We start from the raw sequence: 19,340 nt of genomic DNA on the forward strand, positions 1-19,340 counted from the left end.
TAACTTAGTGGTAACCAATCCACGGATAACAGAGTGGCTAATCGTCGATGGACTCGATTCTGAAGCTTCTTGATGTCATTGATAAAGACGAAATTGTGGCTTGACAAAGGTCACTTCATAACAGGCGTAAAACGCGCGTACTTCAGCGCGGTTGGAGCCGGCCGCACAGCCTGCGCCGTCTGGTTGGCCCCACGTGCCGGAGCAACACCAGTCCGGGGGCTGTGCCAAAACCACGCCTTGACTGAGTCCTCGCTTGTTACGCTGTGGTCTTCGTCGAGCTGCGCAAAGCAACGCGGGTGCAGCTAGCTACGCCATGGTGCTCGAGGCAAAGGGCGCCTCAAACACCATGGCTAGGCTATCTGACCCGCTAAACCCGCTTTGCTCCGCTCTGGTTTTTCGTCGAGCTGCGCAGCCCAACGCGGCGTGATATAAGCTGTGACGCCGCTTGGGCCAAAACCGCCCAAACGTCATCCCATCTTATATCCACCGCTAAAAGCGGGCTGCTCCCCTCTGGTATATAAAAAGCCGCCGCGTTGCCGCGACGGCTCATACTGCTTATTCGAGGAAATCTTTGAGCTGCTTGGAGCGGCTCGGGTGGCGCAATTTGCGCAAAGCCTTGGCTTCGATCTGGCGGATCCGTTCACGGGTCACACCAAAGACCTTACCCACTTCTTCAAGCGTCCGGGTGCGGCCATCATCCAAACCAAACCGCAAACGCAACACGTTCTCTTCGCGATCAGTCAGCGTATCCAGCACAGATTCAAGCTGCTCTTTCAGCAGTTCGTAGCTGGCATGGTCTTCTGGGCTGGTAGCGTCTTGGTCTTCGATAAAGTCGCCAAGATGCGAATCGTCTTCTTCACCAATAGGCGTTTCCAACGAAACTGGTTCTTGGGCGATCTTCAAGATCTCGCGCACCTTCTCAGTGGCCATATCCATTTCGGCACCAATTTCTTCAGGCGTTGGTTCGCGGCCAAGGTCTTGCAGCAGCTGGCGCTGGATCCGGATCAGCTTGTTGATGGTTTCGACCATGTGCACAGGGATGCGGATCGTGCGGGCTTGATCGGCGATGGCACGTGTGATGGCCTGACGGATCCACCAAGTGGCGTAGGTGGAGAACTTGAACCCTTTGCGATAATCAAACTTCTCAACGGCTTTCATCAAGCCCATATTGCCTTCTTGGATCAGATCCAAAAACTGCATCCCGCGCCCAACATAGCGCTTGGCAATGGACACAACCAGTCGCAAGTTGGCTTCGGCTAAGCGCTGCTTGGCTTCTTGGTCACCTTGTTCGATCTTCAACGCCAAAGCGACTTCCTCATCGGCAGTCAACAAGTTCACGCGACCGATTTCCTTGAGGTACATCCGCACTGGATCGTTGATCTTCACGCCGCTGGGAGCCGAAACGTCTTTCATTTCCTTCTTCGTGACGGCCTTGGTGCTTTTGATCGAGCGAACGTCTGGATCGCCGTTTTCGTCAACGACCGAGATCCCATTGTCTTCAAGGCGCTGCATCAAATCATCAACGGCTTCACTCTTCAATGCGAAGGGCTTCACCACTTGCGCGAACAAGTCGCTGTTGGTGATCTGCTTGTCTTTCTTGTAGTCTTTGAGAATCTTCTTAACCGCAGCATCATATTTTGGATCTGTCTTGGTCGTTTTGTCAGCCATTAAAGTTCCTCCTTATCACGAGTCCGCAACAGCCGGACCCGAGTTAACCTACTCAACATCACTGTTGGTCTTATACGCGCGCATCAACTGGATGTACTGCACGCTAAGCTTGGTTGCCCCTAGCTTGTCGCCAAGCTGTTGGGCTTGGTGCAAGGCTTGTTTGACTTGTTGCAGCTGGGCGTAAACTGATTCTTCTTGCACCCGGGCGATCAAGTCGTCGATAAACGACTCGTCTGACTCAGGCAGCTGCATCATGGACAAGTCAGTCGCCGTTTGCACCAAGTCTGGCGGCACCGTGTCCAAATACCCGGCAAAAGCGCCATCTGCATGATCGCTGATGTAATTGCACCAGGCATCAAACAGCGTCTGATAAGCCGCATGGGCAAAGCGAAAGTCGCTGGTGTGCAAACGCCGCGCCACGATTGGCTGTGCATAAGCTTGCGCTAACAACGTCCGCTCAGCCCGCTCAAACTTATCAAACTTTGGCGCACTAGGCGCCGCCGTGGTTGCGCCGAATTGATCCGGGTAGTAAGGCTGCCCATATTCTTCCGGCTCCGGCGGCGGGGTCCCATAAGGCGCTGATTCTGCCACTGGCGGTGCCGCTTGCGGCAGCGAAGCTTGCAAGGCGCTTTGCGAAACGCCAGTCAAAGCTTCGATTTGCTGCAAGTACACCGCTTGGGTAGCGGCAGTGCCTGCTTGGGCAACGATTTTCAGCGCGTCATCCAGATACGCCAGTTTATCGGCGTTGTTTTGCATGTCGCGGCCCATAGCCAGATAATTCAACCGAAACGCGCTAGGCGTTAAGACCGTTTGGACCTGCGCCACAAACGCTTGCGCACCACGCGCTTTGATATATTCGTCTGGGTCCATGCCATCTGGCATTGCCACCACTTGCGTCGTCAAGCGCGGCTGGTTGGCCACTAACTCTAACGCCCGCGCTGTCGCCTTTTGCCCTGGGGCATCGCCGTCATAACAAATCGTTAACGTGCGGGTGTGATGGGCGATGATGCCGACTTGTTCTTTGGTCAAGCTGGTGCCCATTGAGGCAATGCCCACCGGCACGCCGGCTTGATAGGCAGCGATCACATCCATAAACCCTTCAAACAGCACCGCTGAGCCGAATTGCTTGAATTCGTTCTTGGCGCCATCCAAGTTGAACAACACATCGCGCTTGTTAAACAGGGCCGTTTCTGGACTGTTCAAGTATTTGGCTTGATTGCCCGGGGTCAACACCCGCCCAGAAAAGCCGATCACGTTGCCATAAACGTCTTTCAGCGGAAACATCACCCGGTCGTTGAAGCGGTCAAACAACTGACCGTCAGCGTCTTCTGTAAACAAGCCGCTGGCGCGCTGCGTGGCGTAATCAACGCCTTGGTTATCCAGAAATTTGCGCATCAGCTGGCGATCTTGCGGCGCGTAGCCGATATCGAAATGATCGATCGTGGCTTGCGTCAACCCGCGTTTGGTCAGATAATCCAAGGCCGGCTGGCCGATTTCGGTGTTCACCAAGATGTGGTGGCACAAGTCGCTGATCTTTTGCAGCAAGGATTTCTGCGCGGTGATCTGCGGGTCTTCAGCCTTGGTTTGCGTGCTGACATCGATCTGCAACGGCATGTTGGCATAAGCGGCGACTTTGGCCACCGCTTCGGGAAACGACAACTTGTCGTAATCCATCACGAAGGAGAACACGTTGCCGCCGCGGCCGCAAGAGAAGCACTTGAAGATCTGCTTGGACTCATTGACCGAAAAGCTGCCGGTGTTCTCATCATGAAACGGACACAAGCCAAACAGGTTCTGCCCTGCGCTGTGCAATTGCACATACTGACCGATATAATCGGCAATATTTACCGCAGCGCGCACCTGCGCGACAGTTTCTTCGGGAATCTTCCCTGCCATTGGCGTCCCTCCCTTATCTGCGCATAGCGGTAAAAAGTCGCACTTCAGGCGAAATGCGACTTTTTGCATCGACGGGCAAAATACTGCAACCTATAGTATACCCACTACCTCACTAAATGTAAAGGGGCATAGCGGTGGTTATTTGACGATCACTTGGGCCACATCCCCAAATTGATGGATCAGCTTGGCTAAGCTGCTCAATTCACGCAGCCGATTGGTGCGCACTGCCGCGTCGTCAGCCATGATCATGGTGGCGTCAAAGTACGTGTTGATCACTTCAGTCAAGCCAGCCAAAGCCTTGAAGTTGGCCTCACTTGGCGCCGGATCAAAGCCTTGTTGCACCTTGGCTGCAGCGTCATGCAACGCCCCTTCACTGGCGTTATCAAACAACGCCGGATCCACCTTGCCGGCTTCTGGCGTCTTGTCGGCAATGCGCGTCACGCGGCCCAGCGCTTCGATGACGGCTTTGAAATCAGCGTCGTCGCTATGAGCAGCCAAGATCGCCGCAGCATCGATCATGCCTTCAACATCAACTGTTGGTGCCGCAGAAACGGCATCAACAATATCATGGCGAATGTTTTGGGTGCTGAGGTATTGGTTGACCCGGTCGCGCATGAAGTCGCTTAAAGCTGACGCGTTCTTGTGATAATCCAAGCTGCCTAATTGATCGGCAGCTTGCAGCGCATCAATGGCCTTGGCCACCACGGCATCAATGTCAAAAGGCTGATGGGCGTTGGCGATCATGCGCACGATGCCATAGGCTTGCCGGCGCAGCGCATAAGGATCATTGGAGCCGCTTGGGATCAAGTCAACGGCAAAGAAGCTCATTAACGATTCCAACTTATCGGCTAAAGCCAACAATGTGCCTGGGACGCTGGCTGGCAAAGCCCCGTCAGCTGAAATCGGCATGTAGTGTTCGCGAATCGCTTGGGCCACGGCTGGGGTTTCACCAGCCAACTTGGCATACACTTCACCCATCACGCCTTGCAATTCAGCAAATTCACCCACCATGGCCGAAACCAAGTCGAATTTGTACAATTCAGCAGCCCGCAACAAAGCTTGCTTGTCGGCGTCACTAATGCCAAATTGATCGGCCAAAACGCCGGCGATGGTTTTGGTGCGCGCCATTTTGGCAGACATCGAACCGATCTTGTCATGGAAGGAAACGGTTTCTAAGCGCTTGGTGAAATCAGCCAGAGACTTCTTCTTGTCTTCTTCATAGAAGAACGCGGCGTCTTCCAAGCGGGCCGTTAAGACCTTGACGTTGCCGGCGATGACATTGGCCATGTAATCGGAATTGCCGTTTCGCACCCCGATGAAGGCATTGACCATCTTGCCAGAAGCGTCCCGGGCGTAGAAGTAGCGCTGGTTGTCTTTCATGGAAGTGATCAACACGGCTTCTGGGATCGCCAGGTACTTGGCATCGAATTCGCCAAAGAAGGCGGTGGGCCATTCCACCAGGTTGTTGACTTCTTCTAGGAGGTCAGCGTCTAAATCGATGGTCCAGTCGTTGTTAGCGGCGATTTGTTCGATTTGTTGGCGAATGGTTTGCTTGCGCTCAGCCGGATCAACGATCACCTTCTGGGCCATCAATGCATCAACATATTCATCGGCATTGGCTAATTCTACCGCGTGGCCTAAGAAGCGATGGCCTTGGGTGGTGCGGCCGGCTTGAATATCCAACAGCTGCATCGGTACCACCGTATCGTCAAGCAAGGATACCAGCCAGTGGATCGGGCGGATATATTCGAAGTCGTAACTGCCCCACTTCATGCGCGTTGGGAAAGTCAAAGACTTCACCACATCAATTAAGCCGCTAAGCAGTTCTTGCGCCGGCTTGCCTGGCGTGGCTTTGTGCAAGTAGACGTATTCGACGCCTTTGAGTTCGCGAAATTCAATATCGTCAACAGTCATGCCTTGGCCGCGAGTGAAGCCCATCGCCGCTTTGGTCCAGTTGCCGTCAGCGTCTTGGGCGATTTTCTTGGCTGGGCCTTTAACGTCTTCAACCACGTCGGCTTGTTTGGCGGCGATATCTTTGATGTATAGCGTCAAGCGGCGCGGCGTGGCGAATTGTTGGATCTCACCGAAGGCCAAGTGGTTGTCTTTGAGATACTTGGCGGTTTTCTGCGCGAATTGTTTGACGCTTGGGGTAACCACATGCGCCGGCATATCTTCTAAGCCGATTTCTAATAAGTAGTTTGACATGATTATTTTGCCTCCTCTTGGTGAGCCAACAATGGGAAGCCAAGCTTCTTGCGTTCTGCCACGAAAGCACGCGCCACCTTGTGGGCCATCTTGCGAATGCGGTTCATGTACCCGGCACGTTCCGTCACAGAAACCACGCCGCGGGCATCCAGCAAGTTGAAGGTGTGTGAGCACTTCAAGATGTAATCATATGCCGGGTGTACCAGCCCTAAGTCCATCAAGCGCCAAGCTTCTTTCTCATAGGCGTCGAAGAATTGCAGCAGCATGTCTTGGTTGGATTCTTCAAAGGAATACTTGGAGTGTTCGTATTCCGGTTCTTTGAAAATGTCCCCGTATAACACGCCGTCGCCCCATTCCAAATCAAAGACGTTGTTCACATCCTGAATATAGGAAGCCAAGCGTTCCACACCGTAAGTGATTTCGCTGGTGACTGGTGACACTTCTAAGCCGCCGACGACTTGGAAATAAGTGAACTGCGTGACTTCCATGCCATCCAGCCAAACTTCCCAACCCACACCGGCGCAACCCATTGAAGGGTTCTCCCAGTTGTCTTCAACAAAGCGAATGTCGTGTTCCAAAGGCTCGATCCCTAGCGCCCGCAAAGAATCCAAATAATATTCTTGCACTTCTTTGGGACTAGGCTTGATCACCACTTGGAATTGGTGATGTTGGTACAAACGGTTGGGGTTTTCCCCATAACGGCCATCTGCTGGCCGCCGGGAAGGTTCCACATACGCTGCCGCCCAAGGTTCTGGGCCGATGGCGCGCAAGAAGGTATACGGGCTCATGGTGCCGGCGCCTTTTTCGGTGTCATAAGATTGCATCAGCATGCAGCCTTTGTCGCCCCAGAATTGCTGCAACGTTTGGATCATTTGTTGCACAGACATTTTCTTGGTCATGTTCTTCTCCTTTGATTAACGGTGATGCAAACAAAAAAAAGCGCCACTATGCCATTCACTGACATAGGGACGCTTCTGCGCGGTTCCACCCTATTTCGAAGCAGCTGCTTCGCACTTGCTTGAATCGGTTCGAAAACGCCATCTGCCAACACAGTCACGCGGCTTCCACTGCCCCACGCTCGCTTGATCCTGCAACTTGGCAAACCTTTCTCTCATCACCGAAATATTGAGTTAAGTATACCATTGCCGCTAATCGCCTGCAAGCGGCTTGGCACTTAAACTGCGTCATGGCGCCGCTGGTCGCAAATATTGGGCCAGATACGTGTCTTGGTGATAGAAAGGATAAACCCGTTGGATTTCGGCAGTCACTTTGTCGGCTAATTCATTGACGTACATTTGGTTTTTACCAGTCATCCCCGCCAGCAAGTGCTCGGCTTCATCATAATTAGTCAGTTCATGGCGAATATAGTTGTCTACCCAGCGATTCTGCACCTCGGCTGGCGCTTGGGCTAATTCAGCATAGCTGGTAAGCAGATCAAAGCGGCCGCGCTCGATTGCTAGTTCCTCGAGAAACGCCAGGCGGCTGTTTAAGGCCTTGGCATAAAGTTTCTTAAAAGGTACCCGCTTCACAGTGAGGTCAAAGTCGGCAATTTGCTTGCGGGTTTGTGCCAGCTTGGTGGCGACGGCTTTGGCAGCACTGGCTTTGCGTGCTTCGTGGTGGGCTTCATATTCGGCTTTAAGCGCCTGGAACTTTGGATCATGGTAGCAAGCAAGCACATTCGCATAGGAAATCAGCTTGACCATGCCCTTGCCCCACAGATTGGGGACTTGTGAAGTTGGTACCAAAATGTTGGCTGCAATTAACTTGTTGCGCAGCCCCACATTGATGCCCAGCAATTCTTGTGCGGTGGTGGCGGTGACTTCGATTCTTGCATACAGTACTCTAGCCAAGCGCTGGCGTACGCGAACGTTGGTGCCAGCCCGGCGCATAATGGCCTCGCGCAATTGGACCAGCTTAGGTCGCGGTGGCAAAGCCGCATACATCTTAGGCGTTAACAGTGTTTGGGCCAGACTTTGCAATTCAGCATAGCGGCGAAGCTTGAGGATCAGTACTTCTAATGACGGCAGGTTGTCCATGTGATCGCCTCCAATGTTGTTTCAGCATTGACGTCAAGTTTGTCCGTATCTCATAGTCAAGGTTAGTATAGCAAACGCATGTTCCTGTGTAAAGACTGAAAATTTCTATCCTTGATTTACTCAAAGCCATCACCGAAATTGTGCGTCAACTGCTAACAAACGCTGTTGCAAATGCGGCGATAGCGTTTTGGTGTCCAGTTGATTGGTGATGAACGCGTCGGCTGTGCTGGGTTGCCTTCGTCATCAAAGTCACCTGCCGATTGTCAGCTGCACACAAAGCGACAATTTCTCAATATTTTGTTGTAAAACGTCGAAATGGTGTTAACATTAAAACAACAGGTTAATTACAAAATCACAGGAGTACATATCTTGATCGAATTCAAAGCTATTTCCAAACAATATGCTGACGAAACCGCGCTGCACGCCGTTAATTTACGCGTCGAATCCCGCGAACTCTTTGTGCTGGTCGGCCCTTCCGGCAGTGGCAAAACCACACTGTTGAAAACTGTCAATCGCCTTGTCGTGCCCACCAGCGGCCAAGTCTTGATCGATGGGGTCGATGTGGCTGACCAAGATCTGCAGCAACTGCGCCGCCACATCGGCTATGTGCTCCAGTCCAGTGCCTTATTCCCCAACATGACCGTGATGCAAAATGCCGCTGTCCAGCTGGAAGCTTTAGGCTGGGACAAGGCCCGCATCAAACCGCGCATCGAACACCTGTTGCAACTGGTTGATCTGGACCCAAAGCTTTATGCCAGTCGCAAACCTGCCGAACTTTCTGGCGGCGAAGCTCAGCGCGTTGGCATTGTCCGCGCGCTGGCCGCTGATCCGAAGCTGATCTTGATGGACGAACCGTTCTCCGCCTTGGACCCAGTGTCTAAGCGGCAGCTGCAAAGTTTGATCTTGAAGCTGCATCATGAACTTGCCACCACCATCATTTTCGTCACCCATGATATGCAAGAAGCTTTGCGGTTAGCCGATCACATGGCGGTGCTGCATAACGGGCGCCTGCAGCAAATCGCAGAACCTGCAGCGGTGATCGCCGCGCCAGCCAACGCTTTTGTCGCGGATTTCTTCAAAGACGTCATTGCCGCGCAGCGCACCTTGGCGCAGGTCCTGGCTGCCGGCTTTGGTCAGCCGATCACAGCCGCTGCCAAGCCCCTGTCAAGCACGACATCTATTTATCAATGGGCGGCCATGCTCAAAGTCGAACCCGGCTTGGTCGTGCAAGTTGCCGCCAAGCAGCTGACTGCCAGTGACCTGATCGGCTATCTTGCCACTTTACATCAGGAGGACGCGCCGCATGCTTAATGAAACCCTTCACTACGCCCAAGCCAATAGCCATGAGATCTTGGTCGCCTTAGGTCAGCACATTGAAGTGGCGGTGATCGCCACCCTTATCACGATCTTGATCGCCATTCCCTTGGCTATTGGCTTGATGAACCACCGGCGCGCCGGCGAATTCGTCTTGCAAATCGCCAGCATCATTCAAACCATTCCCAGCTTGGCGATCTTGGGCTTGTTGATCCCGTTTGTGGGTATCGGTACGGTGCCGGCGATCATCGCTTTGGTTTTGTATGCGATCATGCCGGTGTTTCAGAATACTTATGCCGGGTTGACCAATATCGATCCGCTGTTGATCGAAGCCGCTGATGCCATGGGTGTTTCGCGCCGCTATAAGCTGTTGCGTGTGCAGCTGCCGCTGGCGATGCCGATGATCCTATCAGGCATTCGCATCGGCGTCGTGATGATCATTGGTACCGCCACCTTGGCGGCTTTGATCGGTGGCGGCGGCTTAGGGACCTACATCCTGCTCGGCATTCAAAGCAACAACAACGCCGCCTTGTTGATTGGTGCCGTGTTAGCCGCCGTGTTGGCCTTGATCGCCAGCTGGCTGATCAAAGTGTTATCCCACACCACACCGAAGCATCTGCTGATCGGCGGCGCGGCTTTGGTCGTGATTATCGGCGGCGCTTATGGTGTGCATGCAGCAACTGCGCCTAAAACGACGGCCATCACCATTGCCGGCAAAATGGGCGGTGAACCCGAGCTTTTGATCAACCTGTACAAAGATCTGATCGAAGCCGATGACCCCAACGTGCATGTCACCTTGAAGCGTAATTTTGGCGGCACCAGCTTCTTGTTTAAAGCGCTGAAATCCAAGCAAATCGATATTTACCCTGAATTCACCGGCACCGTCTTGCAATCGCTGGTGAAAACCAACCAGCCCATCAGCCACGACCCAACCCAAGCTTACCAAGCTGGCAAAACCGCGTTAAGCAAGCAGTTTAACATGACTTTGCTACCGCCAATGGCCTATCAAAACGGTTATGGCATGACCGTCACCCAAACCACCGCGGCCAAATATCACCTCAAAACCATCGCTGATTTGACTCAGCATCCCGAATTGCGCGCGGGCTTTGATCCGGACTTCTATCAACAAAGCGACGGCTATCCCGGGTTGAAGCAAGCTTATGGCTTGGCGTTTCACAACGTCAAAACCATGGAGCCGTCACTGCGCTATGAAGCACTGGCCCAAGGCAGCCTGGATGTCACGGATGCTTACACCACGGATCCGCAAATCAAGAAGTACCATTTGGTGGTGTTAGCAGATACCAAGTCCTTCTTCCCGCCGTATCAAGGCTCGCCTTTGATGCTGACGAGTTTTGCCAAAGCGCATCCGCAAATCGTCAAAAGCTTGAACCGCATCGCCGGCAAGATCTCGACGCAAGACATGCAGCAAATGAATTACCAAGTGACCGTCCAGCACCACAAAGCCGCGACGATCGCCAAACAATACCTGCAATCCCATCATCTGCTTAAGGAGAATTAATTGATGAAATATTTGATTACCGGCGCCACCGGCCATCTTGGCCGTAAAGTGATTGATGAACTTGTTGATTTGGTCAAAGCCAGTGCCTTGACTGCTGCGGTACATACCCCAGCCAAGGCCAGCGCCTTAGCTGAGCGCGGGCTTGCCGTGGCCCCGCTTGATTACCTTAATGTTGATACGATGACCCAAGCGTTCACCGGCCAAGACGTGGTGATCTACATCCCCAGCAAGACCTACGACGTCTTGCAGCGCATCACCGAATTTGAGAATTCGCTCAAAGCGCTTAAACTTGCCCGGGTCCCATCAGTCATCTTTGTCAGCTTCTATGCCGACCAGGAAAACAACCCCTTCACCATGTCGCCTTACTACGCTTATGCGCCGCGGCGGCTTGCCACCAGCGGCTTAAATTACGCCGTGGTCAAGAATGCGTTGTATGCTGATCCGCTGGTGCCTTATCTGCCGGAGCTGATCGCCCGCAAGGCCTTGATCTACCCTGTCGGCGATCAAGCGATGAGTTTTATCACCCAAGCTGACAGTGCCAAAGCCATTGCCCACTTAGCGGTTGACCCAGCCTTGCGCGATGCCGGTCAAAGCTACACCTTGACGCAGCCAAAAGCGTTGACCATGCCGGAACTTGGCGCAATCATGACCACGGTCACTGGCCACGAAATTGGCTATGCACCGGTGTCTAACGCAGAATTTGGCCGTATTTACGCAGCTGAAGGCGATGGTCAAGAGCTGGCCAGTATGTATGCGGCTGGGGCCTTGGGGCTGTTTGATCAAGCAACCACAGATTTTCAAACCATCACTGGTGCACTGCCAGAAAGTATGCTGTCTTTTCTAAAGCGCAACTATCAACCCAAGCCAATTGCTCGAGACTGATTCCAAACCACTAACGACGAGGTGCCGATCGATGAAATATTCTCATAAACTAAGTGACGCCGTCCACATTCTGGCTTATGTCCATATCTATGCCGACGGCGATTTATCCAGCAGCGCCATTGCGTCTAGCGTCGAAGCCAACTCCAGCATGGTGCGGCGGATGATGTCAAAGCTGGTCAAAGCCGGACTGCTCAATAGCCAGCCTGGCAAAGTCGCCTTGACGCTGGCCAAAGATCCCCAAGCAATCACTTTGTTGGATGTTTATTTAGCCGTTGAAGACAACCGCAATTTGTTGCACATCGACGAGAAAACCAATCCGCTGTGCATCGTTGGCGGCAACATCCAAAACACCTTGGATACGATTTATGCCGCCGTGCAACAAGACGCCGAAGCCAGCATGGCCAAACACACGTTAGCTGAGATCATCGATGACATCTTAGCCCGGGAGCAAGCCAAGCACGTTGCCCACAATACCTCACGCTAAAGGCCAATAGGCAAGGCATCAAGCACATCATCGCCATCCATCAAGACACCAGCGGCTTCTTAGCCAACAACTCTGACGGCACAGCGCCGACAACCAATCACAAAAGCCCCATCTTCCAATTAAGGAGGATGGGGCTTTCTGCGATCCATCAACATCTGTGCTTGATCGAGTTAACGCCAAGTGTTAATACTTGCGCAAAGTCGGTGGTGTGTATTGCTTAAAGAAGTCGCCAATGGCATTTAAGTCGTCTGAAAACAGCAGCTTGCTGCGATGTTCGGCAGATAAGAAGTCGTTGTCGACCATTTTGTCAAACATGGCGGCCAAAGGATCCCAGTAACCGTTGACGTTATAAAAGGCGCAAGGCGCGTCGTTGTCGCCGACTCTAGCCCAAGAATAGGCTTCGGCGATTTCTTCTAAGGTCCCAGGCCCGCCTGGCAAGGCAATGCAGCCGCTGGCCATGCGCAACATTTCGGCTTTGCGAGTCGCCATATTCGGCACTACGATCAAATCTTCCAACTCAGAATACCCGGCGCCGCGGTCGTACAAGTTCTGCGGCATGATGCCGGTGACTTGCCCGTCGTTCATCATCACGGTTTTGGCCAAGATGCCCATTAAACCAACGCCGGCCCCGCCGTACACCAGTCCATAATGATTCTCCACCAACCATGCGCCTAAGCGCTTGGCAGCGCCGATGTATACCGGGTCATTGCCCATGTTGGCGCCGCAATAAACTGCGATTTTACTCATTGATCTGCCCTCCATTTGCCAAGATTTCTTGAATCATTGTCGCCACAGCGTAATCACTGTTGCTGCCAATGCGCGCAGTGGCATAAGGCATGAGCTTGTCGGTGGCCGCAGCTACGATATAGGCATGCCCTGCCAACTGCAGCATTTCGGTGTCGTTGAGGTTATCGCCAAACGCCACCATTTCAGCCGGCGTCACGGCTAACAAATTGCCTAACTCAGTTAACGCATGGCCTTTGTTGACGACTTTGTGCATGATGTCCAAGAAGTAATCCCCGCCGATCGTCACGTGAAAATCCGCCGCCAGCGGTGTGGCGTAATCGGGTTCAAACACGTCATAAGTCTGCTTTTCCGGATAGAAAACCGTATACTTGGCCAGTTGCACATCTAAATTGCGCAAATCATCCACCACTTCCAAGCGCTTGAAGAAGCGGCCGAGAAATTCAGTGTGTGCCGCGCCATCTGGGCCGACATATGCAGAATCTAAGGCACATAAAATCGGAATGCCCAGCTTTTGGGCATGGGTGTAGTTGATCAAGCGCACATAATCGGCTTTAGGGATGAATTGCGAATAAACCATTTCGCCGTCGCGGATCACCACGGCGCCGTTTTCGGCAACCAAGCTCACGCAATCTTTCACCGGTTCAAACATGGGACGCAAGGTGTACAGCGGACGGCCGCTGGCGGCAACGAAGTGGATCCCGGCAGCATGGACTTGGCGAATAGTGGTGTAGAAGTCCGGCGGCAGTTGGCCGTCTTCGGTCAACAAGGTATGGTCAAGGTCAGAGGCGATCAGTTTGATTTGAGTCAAGTTGGACATCCTTTCTCGGTTACATTTTTTAGTATACGCATAATTGGCAAAAATGGTACCTCAGATGCTTGGTTCAGTCGCGCAAAGCAACCCGGCGTGTGATAAGCCGTGATACCACCCAAGGCAAATCGCACCTATCGCTACTGCTAAATGTGGTACATCACAGGGGGTGCTGAAAGGCTTGATCAGTTAGATCCGTCGCGACATCATTGTGTGCCGATGACAATTGCGGGTACTCATTCATCGCATGCGTTCCTTCCTCATCCCGCACATTGCCGGCACAAAAGGTAAATAAGCAGATGGGATTCGCCTAATGGCAATAAAGGCGGGCAATCGGGCAATCCCTATTCATTATTATTCGAAAAATAAAAAAAGGACGGGATCAGAAATTTGAGAAATTTCTGGCCCCGTCCTTTGTAACTATTTAGCTATGCTTTGGTTTCGTTTCGTGTTCGCGATTCTCATGCCACTCATTGAGGCTGATCAAACCACTCATGGCGATCGGCAACAAGATGACCAAGATCACTAAGCCGAAGATCACACCTAGTGCCACTTGGATCAAGGTGGTGACACCGCTTGGAATCAACGCCGCGAAGGTCCCGCCTAAGATGATCGCCGCAGATACCACTACGGCGCCGATCGTCGTGGCAGCTTTAAGCATGCGCTGCTTCAAGTCAGGTTCGGCTTTGTCGTCTTTATAGCGGATCATCAAGAAGATACTGTAATCCACCCCTAAGGCCATCAACATGATGAAGGTGAAGAACGGTGTGTTCCAACTCAACAAGCTGTCGCCTAAGACATGCGCCGATACCAAGCGCGTGATGCTCATTGAAGCAAAGAACGCAGTGACCAAAGTCCCTAGAATCGTCAGCGGCTGCAAGACGGATTGGGTCACCACGATCAAGGCAATGGCAATGCCGATGATCATGATCGTCGCGGTCCGCTGGAAGTCGCCATTAGCCAAGGTGCGCAAGTCGTTGTCCTGTGACGTTTGCCCGCCGATGGCCACGGTGCTGCCTTTCAAAGCAGAATGTTTGACTTGGGCTTGTAAGTCGCGCTGCATGGTCTTGAACTGCTTGTTGGCCGTGGTGGAATTCGGATCGCCTTTGAAGACCACGTTAAAGTAAGTGATCTTGTTATGCGAGGACATGTACGTATCAAGCGACGGCTGGAAGGCTTTGGCATGGATCGAAGCTTGAGGAATATAGAAATCATCCCCGATGTAAGAGCCTTCCAGTTCTGTCAAGTAACTGCGCATGGTCTTGCTGCCAGAAGCAATGGTGCCTAAGCCTTTATTGGCAGCGGTTAAGCCTGTGCCTAAAGTCTTTAATTGACCAGACATGCCTTTGAGCTTGTCATTGACTTCTTGCACCCCGGCGTTAACTTGCGTGGCGCCTGAATCAAGTTGCGCAGAGTTGTTGTTAAGCTTCGTGGTACCAGCAGACACTTGTGCTGCCCCGCTGGCCGCTTGATTGGCCCCGCCGCTTAAAGCGGCTAAGCCACTGGCAAGCTTTTGCGTGGAACTGGCTAAAGTGCCGCTGCCAGAAGCCAGTTTTGTTGTGGCACCATTAAGCTGATTGGCCCCGGATGCGACTTGGTTGGCCCCGCCGGCGACTTGGTTGGCGCCGTTAGCTAAAGTCCCGGCACCAGCGGCTAAGGCATTGCTGCCAGAAGCAACTTGTTGCGTTGCTGTCGCCACTTGTGCGGTGCCTGAAGCGACTTGTTGGGTGCCGCCTGCGACTTGCTTAGAAGCGGCAGCCGCTTGGCCGGCGCCTGAAGCCAACTTGCTGGCGTTTGCCGCCAGATCATTGACGCCAGTGGTCATCTTCGGCAAAGCTGCAGTGAAGCTGTTCATGCCGGTGTTAAGGCCAGTGGCGCCAGTGGTCAATTGACTGATCGCGCCAGTGAGTTTGGTCATCGCCGCAGTCACTGCTGTTGAAGCCGCGGCAGCGGTTTGTTTGTTCTGGTCGTTAGTCATCGCCGCCATTAACAACTTCGCTTGCGCTTGCAGCGCGCTCATTTGCGAATTGAGTTGTTTCATGTTGGTGGCTAATTCTGCGCTGCCACCGGTTAATTGCTTGACGCTGGTGGTGACGGTGCCCATGGAATCATTCAAGGACTTGGTCCCAGCGGATAACTGCTGGGTGCCGCTAGCCACTTGGCCTGCAGCATCGGAAACTTGTGCGGCCCCAGCGGCGGTTTGGGCCGCGCCTTGGGCGGCTTTGGTGGCGCCTGCGGCAGTTTGATTAGCACCAGAAGCCAAGGCTTTAGAACCGTTGACTGCCGATTGCGTACCGCCTGCGACTTGATTGGCCCCGCTTGCCACTTGGTTAGCGCCTGAAGCCAGCTGGCCAGTAGCGCTGTTGAGCTGCTGGCTGCCGGAAGCCACTTGATTTGCACCGGCAGCTAAAGCGCCGGCGCCGTTGCTGGCGGTTTTGGTGCTGGCAGCCAATTGACTGTTGCCAGACGCCAAAGCCTTGGTGCCGCTGTTTAATGCTGATACCCCAGCGGTATATTGCTTAACGCCTGATTGCAGCTGACTGGAGCCATCAGCGAGCTTTTGCACTTGGGCCAGTTGGTCGTTCATGTTCGAGCTGCCCAGTTGCGTGTTGGCTTCACCAAGGCCGGATTGGATCTTCTTTAAGCCGGCTTGCGAATCTTTCAAGCCGTTGGTGATGGTTTTAAGTTGATCATTGAGGTAAAGCTGGGAAAGCTTGCTGCCGCCTGGTTCAGTGACGGAAGCGACGGTTTTGATCCCAGGTTCTTGCTGCAAGTATTGGGTCAGCTGATCGATCGCGGCCAGCTTAGCTTGCGTGTCTAAGCGCTTGTCACTCTTGATGTAAATCGTCGCCGGCGCCGACATGCCTTTGGAGAAGTGGTCTTGAATGACCAAGTAGCCGGCTTTGGATTGGTAACTGGATGGCACTTCATCGGCGTTATTGAAGTTCAACTCCGAATCATAACCCAACGCCGCAGGCACGCCGATGGCTAACACCACGACCAACGCCACAACCGGTTGGGCGATCGCCGCACGCGACAACCCGTGCCACAACTTGGACGCACCTTCGCCGCCAGAGACTTTGCTTGGCCAAAACATCCGCTCGCCTAGTGCTGCCATGAAGAACATGTTTAACGTTAACAGCACCGGCAACAAGACGACGACGCCAATGGCCACCGCTGAAGCACTTTGATAGAAGGAAAACTTCGCCATCCACAAACTGGCAAAGCCGATCAGCACCGACAAGCCGGAATACAGCACGGTCCGTCCGCCATGGCGGCGGGTTTCTTTAACCGCTTCAGGAAGCGCTACGCCGGCTGCCAGCTGGCCTTTGAAATAATCATATAGCAGGATGTTGTAATCTGTCCCGATCCCAAACAGCACAATGACCAAGAACACTTGGGTGAAGTTGGAAAGCGGGAAGTTGAAGTGGGCCGCCAGATTCATCACGATACTTAAGCTGGTGATGAACGCCACGCCGACATTGGCCAAGGAAATCAGCGGCACGATCGGTGAGCGGAAAACCAAGATCAACACGATGAAAATGAAAACCACCGCGATCAGCTCAGTTTTTTGAATACCGCGCTCGGTGACAGTGGAGAAGTCATCGTTTAACGGGTCAACACCGGTGATATAAGTGTCTAAGCCGTTGAGCTTGAGTTGGCTGCGCAGCTTCGTGACTTGACTGGAAATCTGGCCGTTTTTCTTGACGGTGATTTGTGCCAGTTGGGTCGTTTCGTCTTTGGCGCGCAATTGTTTCTTGGTTTGCGCGTTGTCGTTAGGTCCCATGACCTTCTCGACAGTCAAGCCGGATTCGTTCTTCAAATCGGCTAAGGCGTGATCGATCTTATTGCTTTGCGCATGGTCGATTTTATTGTCGCCGTTGCTGAAAACGGCGGTGTATGTGCGCACCGACTTGTTATTGTTGGCCTGCTTTTCGATGCGTGTGGCCACTTGGCTTTGCACTGAATCAGGCAAACGCACAGCACCTTTGTCACGCACCAGCTGCGAGACATTCGGCATCGCAATGATCGCCACGATCACGATCACGATCCACGCGATCAACGCCGGATAATGTTTCTCACTAAACTGCTTCACGGTTATCCATCCCCTACACTCTTCAACCAACGGCCAAAGAAAATTCGTTTAATCGTCTAAAATTAGACAGTTGTAAATCCACAAATTTCATGATAGATTCATGTTAAGGCTTAGACAATAAACAATCCTTGGGTTGTCGTCTAAACTTGGACACATCGCGGCAGTTTGTCTAAATGTAAGGGGATTATTTTTCATGAAATACGATCCGCATCAGAAACTCAATCGCAACACCCAGCGCACGCTTAAGGCGTTCTCTGAAGCCATGTTCAACTTGTTAGGCGAAAAAAGCTTCGACAAGATCACGGTTAACGAAATATGCGCCCGGTGTGATTACCCGCGCGCAACGTTCTATAACTATTTCGATGACAAGTATGATCTGACTGAATACTGCTGGTTTCAGCTGGGTAAAGACGCCCACTTGGATTTGGCCAAGGTCCAACCCAGCAGCACCGCGCTGTTAACCGTGTTTGATGAAGTGTATTCGCTGTTTGATACCCACCGCGACTTATTGAACCGCGTGGTGGCGCATAATCCGCTGGAAAGCTCGCTGATCACGGATTTTATCAATCACTTCACGCGTGAAATGACGCAAGTTTTCGCCAATAACGTGAATGTCCAGCGCGCCCACACCCCAGTCGCTTTAGTGGCGCAATATTATTCCAACACCGTGTTATTGGTGCTGGAATGGGTGTTCTTGGCGCAACACGACATTTCCTTAACCGAAGCGCGGGCTTACTTAGTCGAATTGCTCGGCACGCCATTTGGCCAAACCAGCGCCAATAACGCCTGATCCAAGCGCACCACCACCGCGGCTTGATCGACATCCAGCAACTCAAGCAGCCAAGCGCTGATCAAGCCCATAGCACCACTAACGGTGTAAGTCACCTCAATTGCATCTCCAGGCAAAAGCGCCGCGAAAGCCGCCTGCAGCCGCTCTTGCACCGCACCGCGATTGGCGCCGCGAAAGATCAAGGCAAACGCCGCTTGATGGCTGTGCAAATAATGCAACAAGCTGTTGAGCCAGTCGCGATAACTGCCATCAAACAACTGCGGGCCAGGCTTGGCAAACTGATCCAGCAGCGCTTGCACATAGCGGTCGCCGATTTCTGCAGCCAAGGCCTGCACATCTTGATAATGCAAATAAAATGTCCCGCGCCCCACATCTGCTAAGGCGCACAGCTCGGCAACCGTAATTTGGTTGGCGGGCTTTTGGTGTTCCAACGCCAAGAAAGCATCTTCTAAGGCCTGCTTGGTTTTGCGTACCCGACGATCCATGGCTTTTCCTCCGTTTATTATTGAACATATGTCTATTTATATACAAATTATAGCATGGAACCTTGTTGAAAACCCAACTCAAGATTAACAAAATCTGCACGTTAATGAACATCTGCCCATTAATTAACAGGCATTTCCTATATTTTCACACCAAAAAGCGCGGCCATCTTTGCGATAGCCGCGCTTCCAATTGATTTTGCTACTTGTCTGCGCATTGGTTTGGCTGTGGGCCAAGCCCCAAGCGCTCAGTTGTTGCCCAGCCAACGACCCCGTCGATTCGACAAACCCAGAGCCAAGGCAGTGCCGTGCCACAAGGCTAGGGTCGGTCAGGCTGTGAAACGATTGACGCAGTGAGACAAGCGGTTTGTGCTTGGCTTTCTGCGTCAATCGCGGCAAGTTTCTAGACCCGC

The 19,340-nt window shown here is 52.8% G+C and carries 14 protein-coding genes; 5 read left to right on the forward strand and 9 right to left on the reverse strand.

Annotated elements, in window-relative coordinates:
* Positions 1-555: 555 nt before the first annotated feature.
* The 5 genes from rpoD to ACGG90_RS12800 form a co-directional block, all read right to left on the reverse strand.
* The gene (gene rpoD, locus ACGG90_RS12780) at positions 556-1,668 is read right to left on the reverse strand and encodes an RNA polymerase sigma factor RpoD (RefSeq protein ID WP_390409988.1); all 1,113 of its coding nucleotides are present in this window, start codon (positions 1,666-1,668) and stop codon (positions 556-558) included.
* Between the two features lie 48 nt (positions 1,669-1,716).
* The gene (dnaG, locus tag ACGG90_RS12785; RefSeq protein WP_390409990.1) at positions 1,717-3,564 is read right to left on the reverse strand and encodes a DNA primase; all 1,848 of its coding nucleotides are present in this window, start codon (positions 3,562-3,564) and stop codon (positions 1,717-1,719) included.
* 138 nt (positions 3,565-3,702) lie between these two features.
* Entirely contained in the window at positions 3,703-5,772 is a 2,070-nt protein-coding gene (gene glyS / locus ACGG90_RS12790; protein WP_390410041.1) for a glycine--tRNA ligase subunit beta, read from the reverse strand.
* Positions 5,772-6,668, reverse strand: coding sequence for a glycine--tRNA ligase subunit alpha (glyQ, locus tag ACGG90_RS12795; RefSeq protein ID WP_390409992.1), 897 nt, complete (start codon positions 6,666-6,668; stop codon positions 5,772-5,774). Before glyQ ends, glyS begins: the two co-directional genes overlap by 1 nt.
* A 285-nt stretch (positions 6,669-6,953) precedes the next feature.
* On the reverse strand, positions 6,954-7,805 hold the full coding sequence (locus ACGG90_RS12800; RefSeq protein WP_390409994.1) for a hypothetical protein: 852 nt from the start codon (positions 7,803-7,805) through the stop codon (positions 6,954-6,956).
* 369 nt (positions 7,806-8,174) lie between these two features.
* Between ACGG90_RS12800 and ACGG90_RS12805 the strand changes: the two genes are divergently transcribed.
* From ACGG90_RS12805 to ACGG90_RS12820, 4 genes are read left to right on the forward strand one after another with little or no spacing between them, the layout of a single operon-like run.
* On the forward strand, positions 8,175-9,116 hold the full coding sequence (locus tag ACGG90_RS12805; protein ID WP_390409996.1) for an ATP-binding cassette domain-containing protein: 942 nt from the start codon (positions 8,175-8,177) through the stop codon (positions 9,114-9,116).
* A complete protein-coding gene (locus tag ACGG90_RS12810) occupies positions 9,109-10,638 on the forward strand; it encodes an ABC transporter permease/substrate-binding protein (protein ID WP_390409998.1) in 1,530 nt (509 codons plus the stop codon). Before ACGG90_RS12805 ends, ACGG90_RS12810 begins: the two co-directional genes overlap by 8 nt.
* A gap of 3 nt (positions 10,639-10,641) precedes the next feature.
* Positions 10,642-11,520: an NAD(P)H-binding protein gene (locus ACGG90_RS12815; protein ID WP_390409999.1), complete on the forward strand. Its 879-nt coding sequence runs from the start codon at positions 10,642-10,644 to the stop codon at positions 11,518-11,520.
* A 31-nt stretch (positions 11,521-11,551) separates the two neighbouring features.
* Positions 11,552-12,004 (forward strand): Rrf2 family transcriptional regulator, encoded by a 453-nt coding sequence (locus ACGG90_RS12820; protein WP_390410000.1) that lies wholly within the window; start codon positions 11,552-11,554, stop codon positions 12,002-12,004.
* Positions 12,005-12,187: 183 nt separating this feature from the next.
* On the opposite strand, the gene ACGG90_RS12825 is transcribed toward ACGG90_RS12820, so the two are convergent.
* The 3 genes from ACGG90_RS12825 to ACGG90_RS12835 all read right to left on the reverse strand — a co-directional run bounded on the left by ACGG90_RS12825 (position 12,188) and on the right by ACGG90_RS12835 (position 17,655).
* Complete coding sequence (locus ACGG90_RS12825; protein WP_390410002.1) at positions 12,188-12,751, reverse strand: LOG family protein; 564 nt, start codon at positions 12,749-12,751, stop codon at positions 12,188-12,190.
* On the reverse strand, positions 12,744-13,559 hold the full coding sequence (locus ACGG90_RS12830; RefSeq protein WP_390410004.1) for an HAD family hydrolase: 816 nt from the start codon (positions 13,557-13,559) through the stop codon (positions 12,744-12,746). The genes ACGG90_RS12825 and ACGG90_RS12830 overlap by 8 nt, the downstream gene beginning before the upstream one ends.
* Before the next feature lie 424 nt (positions 13,560-13,983).
* Entirely contained in the window at positions 13,984-17,655 is a 3,672-nt protein-coding gene (locus tag ACGG90_RS12835; protein ID WP_390410005.1) for an MMPL family transporter, read from the reverse strand.
* Between the two features lie 193 nt (positions 17,656-17,848).
* Here ACGG90_RS12835 and ACGG90_RS12840 point away from each other — a divergent pair, with 193 nt between their 5' ends.
* Entirely contained in the window at positions 17,849-18,445 is a 597-nt protein-coding gene (locus tag ACGG90_RS12840; protein WP_390410007.1) for a TetR/AcrR family transcriptional regulator, read from the forward strand.
* Here the strand turns inward: ACGG90_RS12840 and ACGG90_RS12845 are convergent.
* Entirely contained in the window at positions 18,388-18,930 is a 543-nt protein-coding gene (locus ACGG90_RS12845) for a TetR/AcrR family transcriptional regulator (protein WP_390410009.1), read from the reverse strand. The two genes, ACGG90_RS12840 and ACGG90_RS12845, sit on opposite strands and share 58 nt — an antisense overlap.
* Positions 18,931-19,340 lie beyond the last annotated feature (410 nt).

It is taken from the genome of Lacticaseibacillus jixiensis, from assembly GCF_042847315.1.
Lineage (GTDB): Bacteria > Bacillota > Bacilli > Lactobacillales > Lactobacillaceae > Lacticaseibacillus > Lacticaseibacillus jixiensis.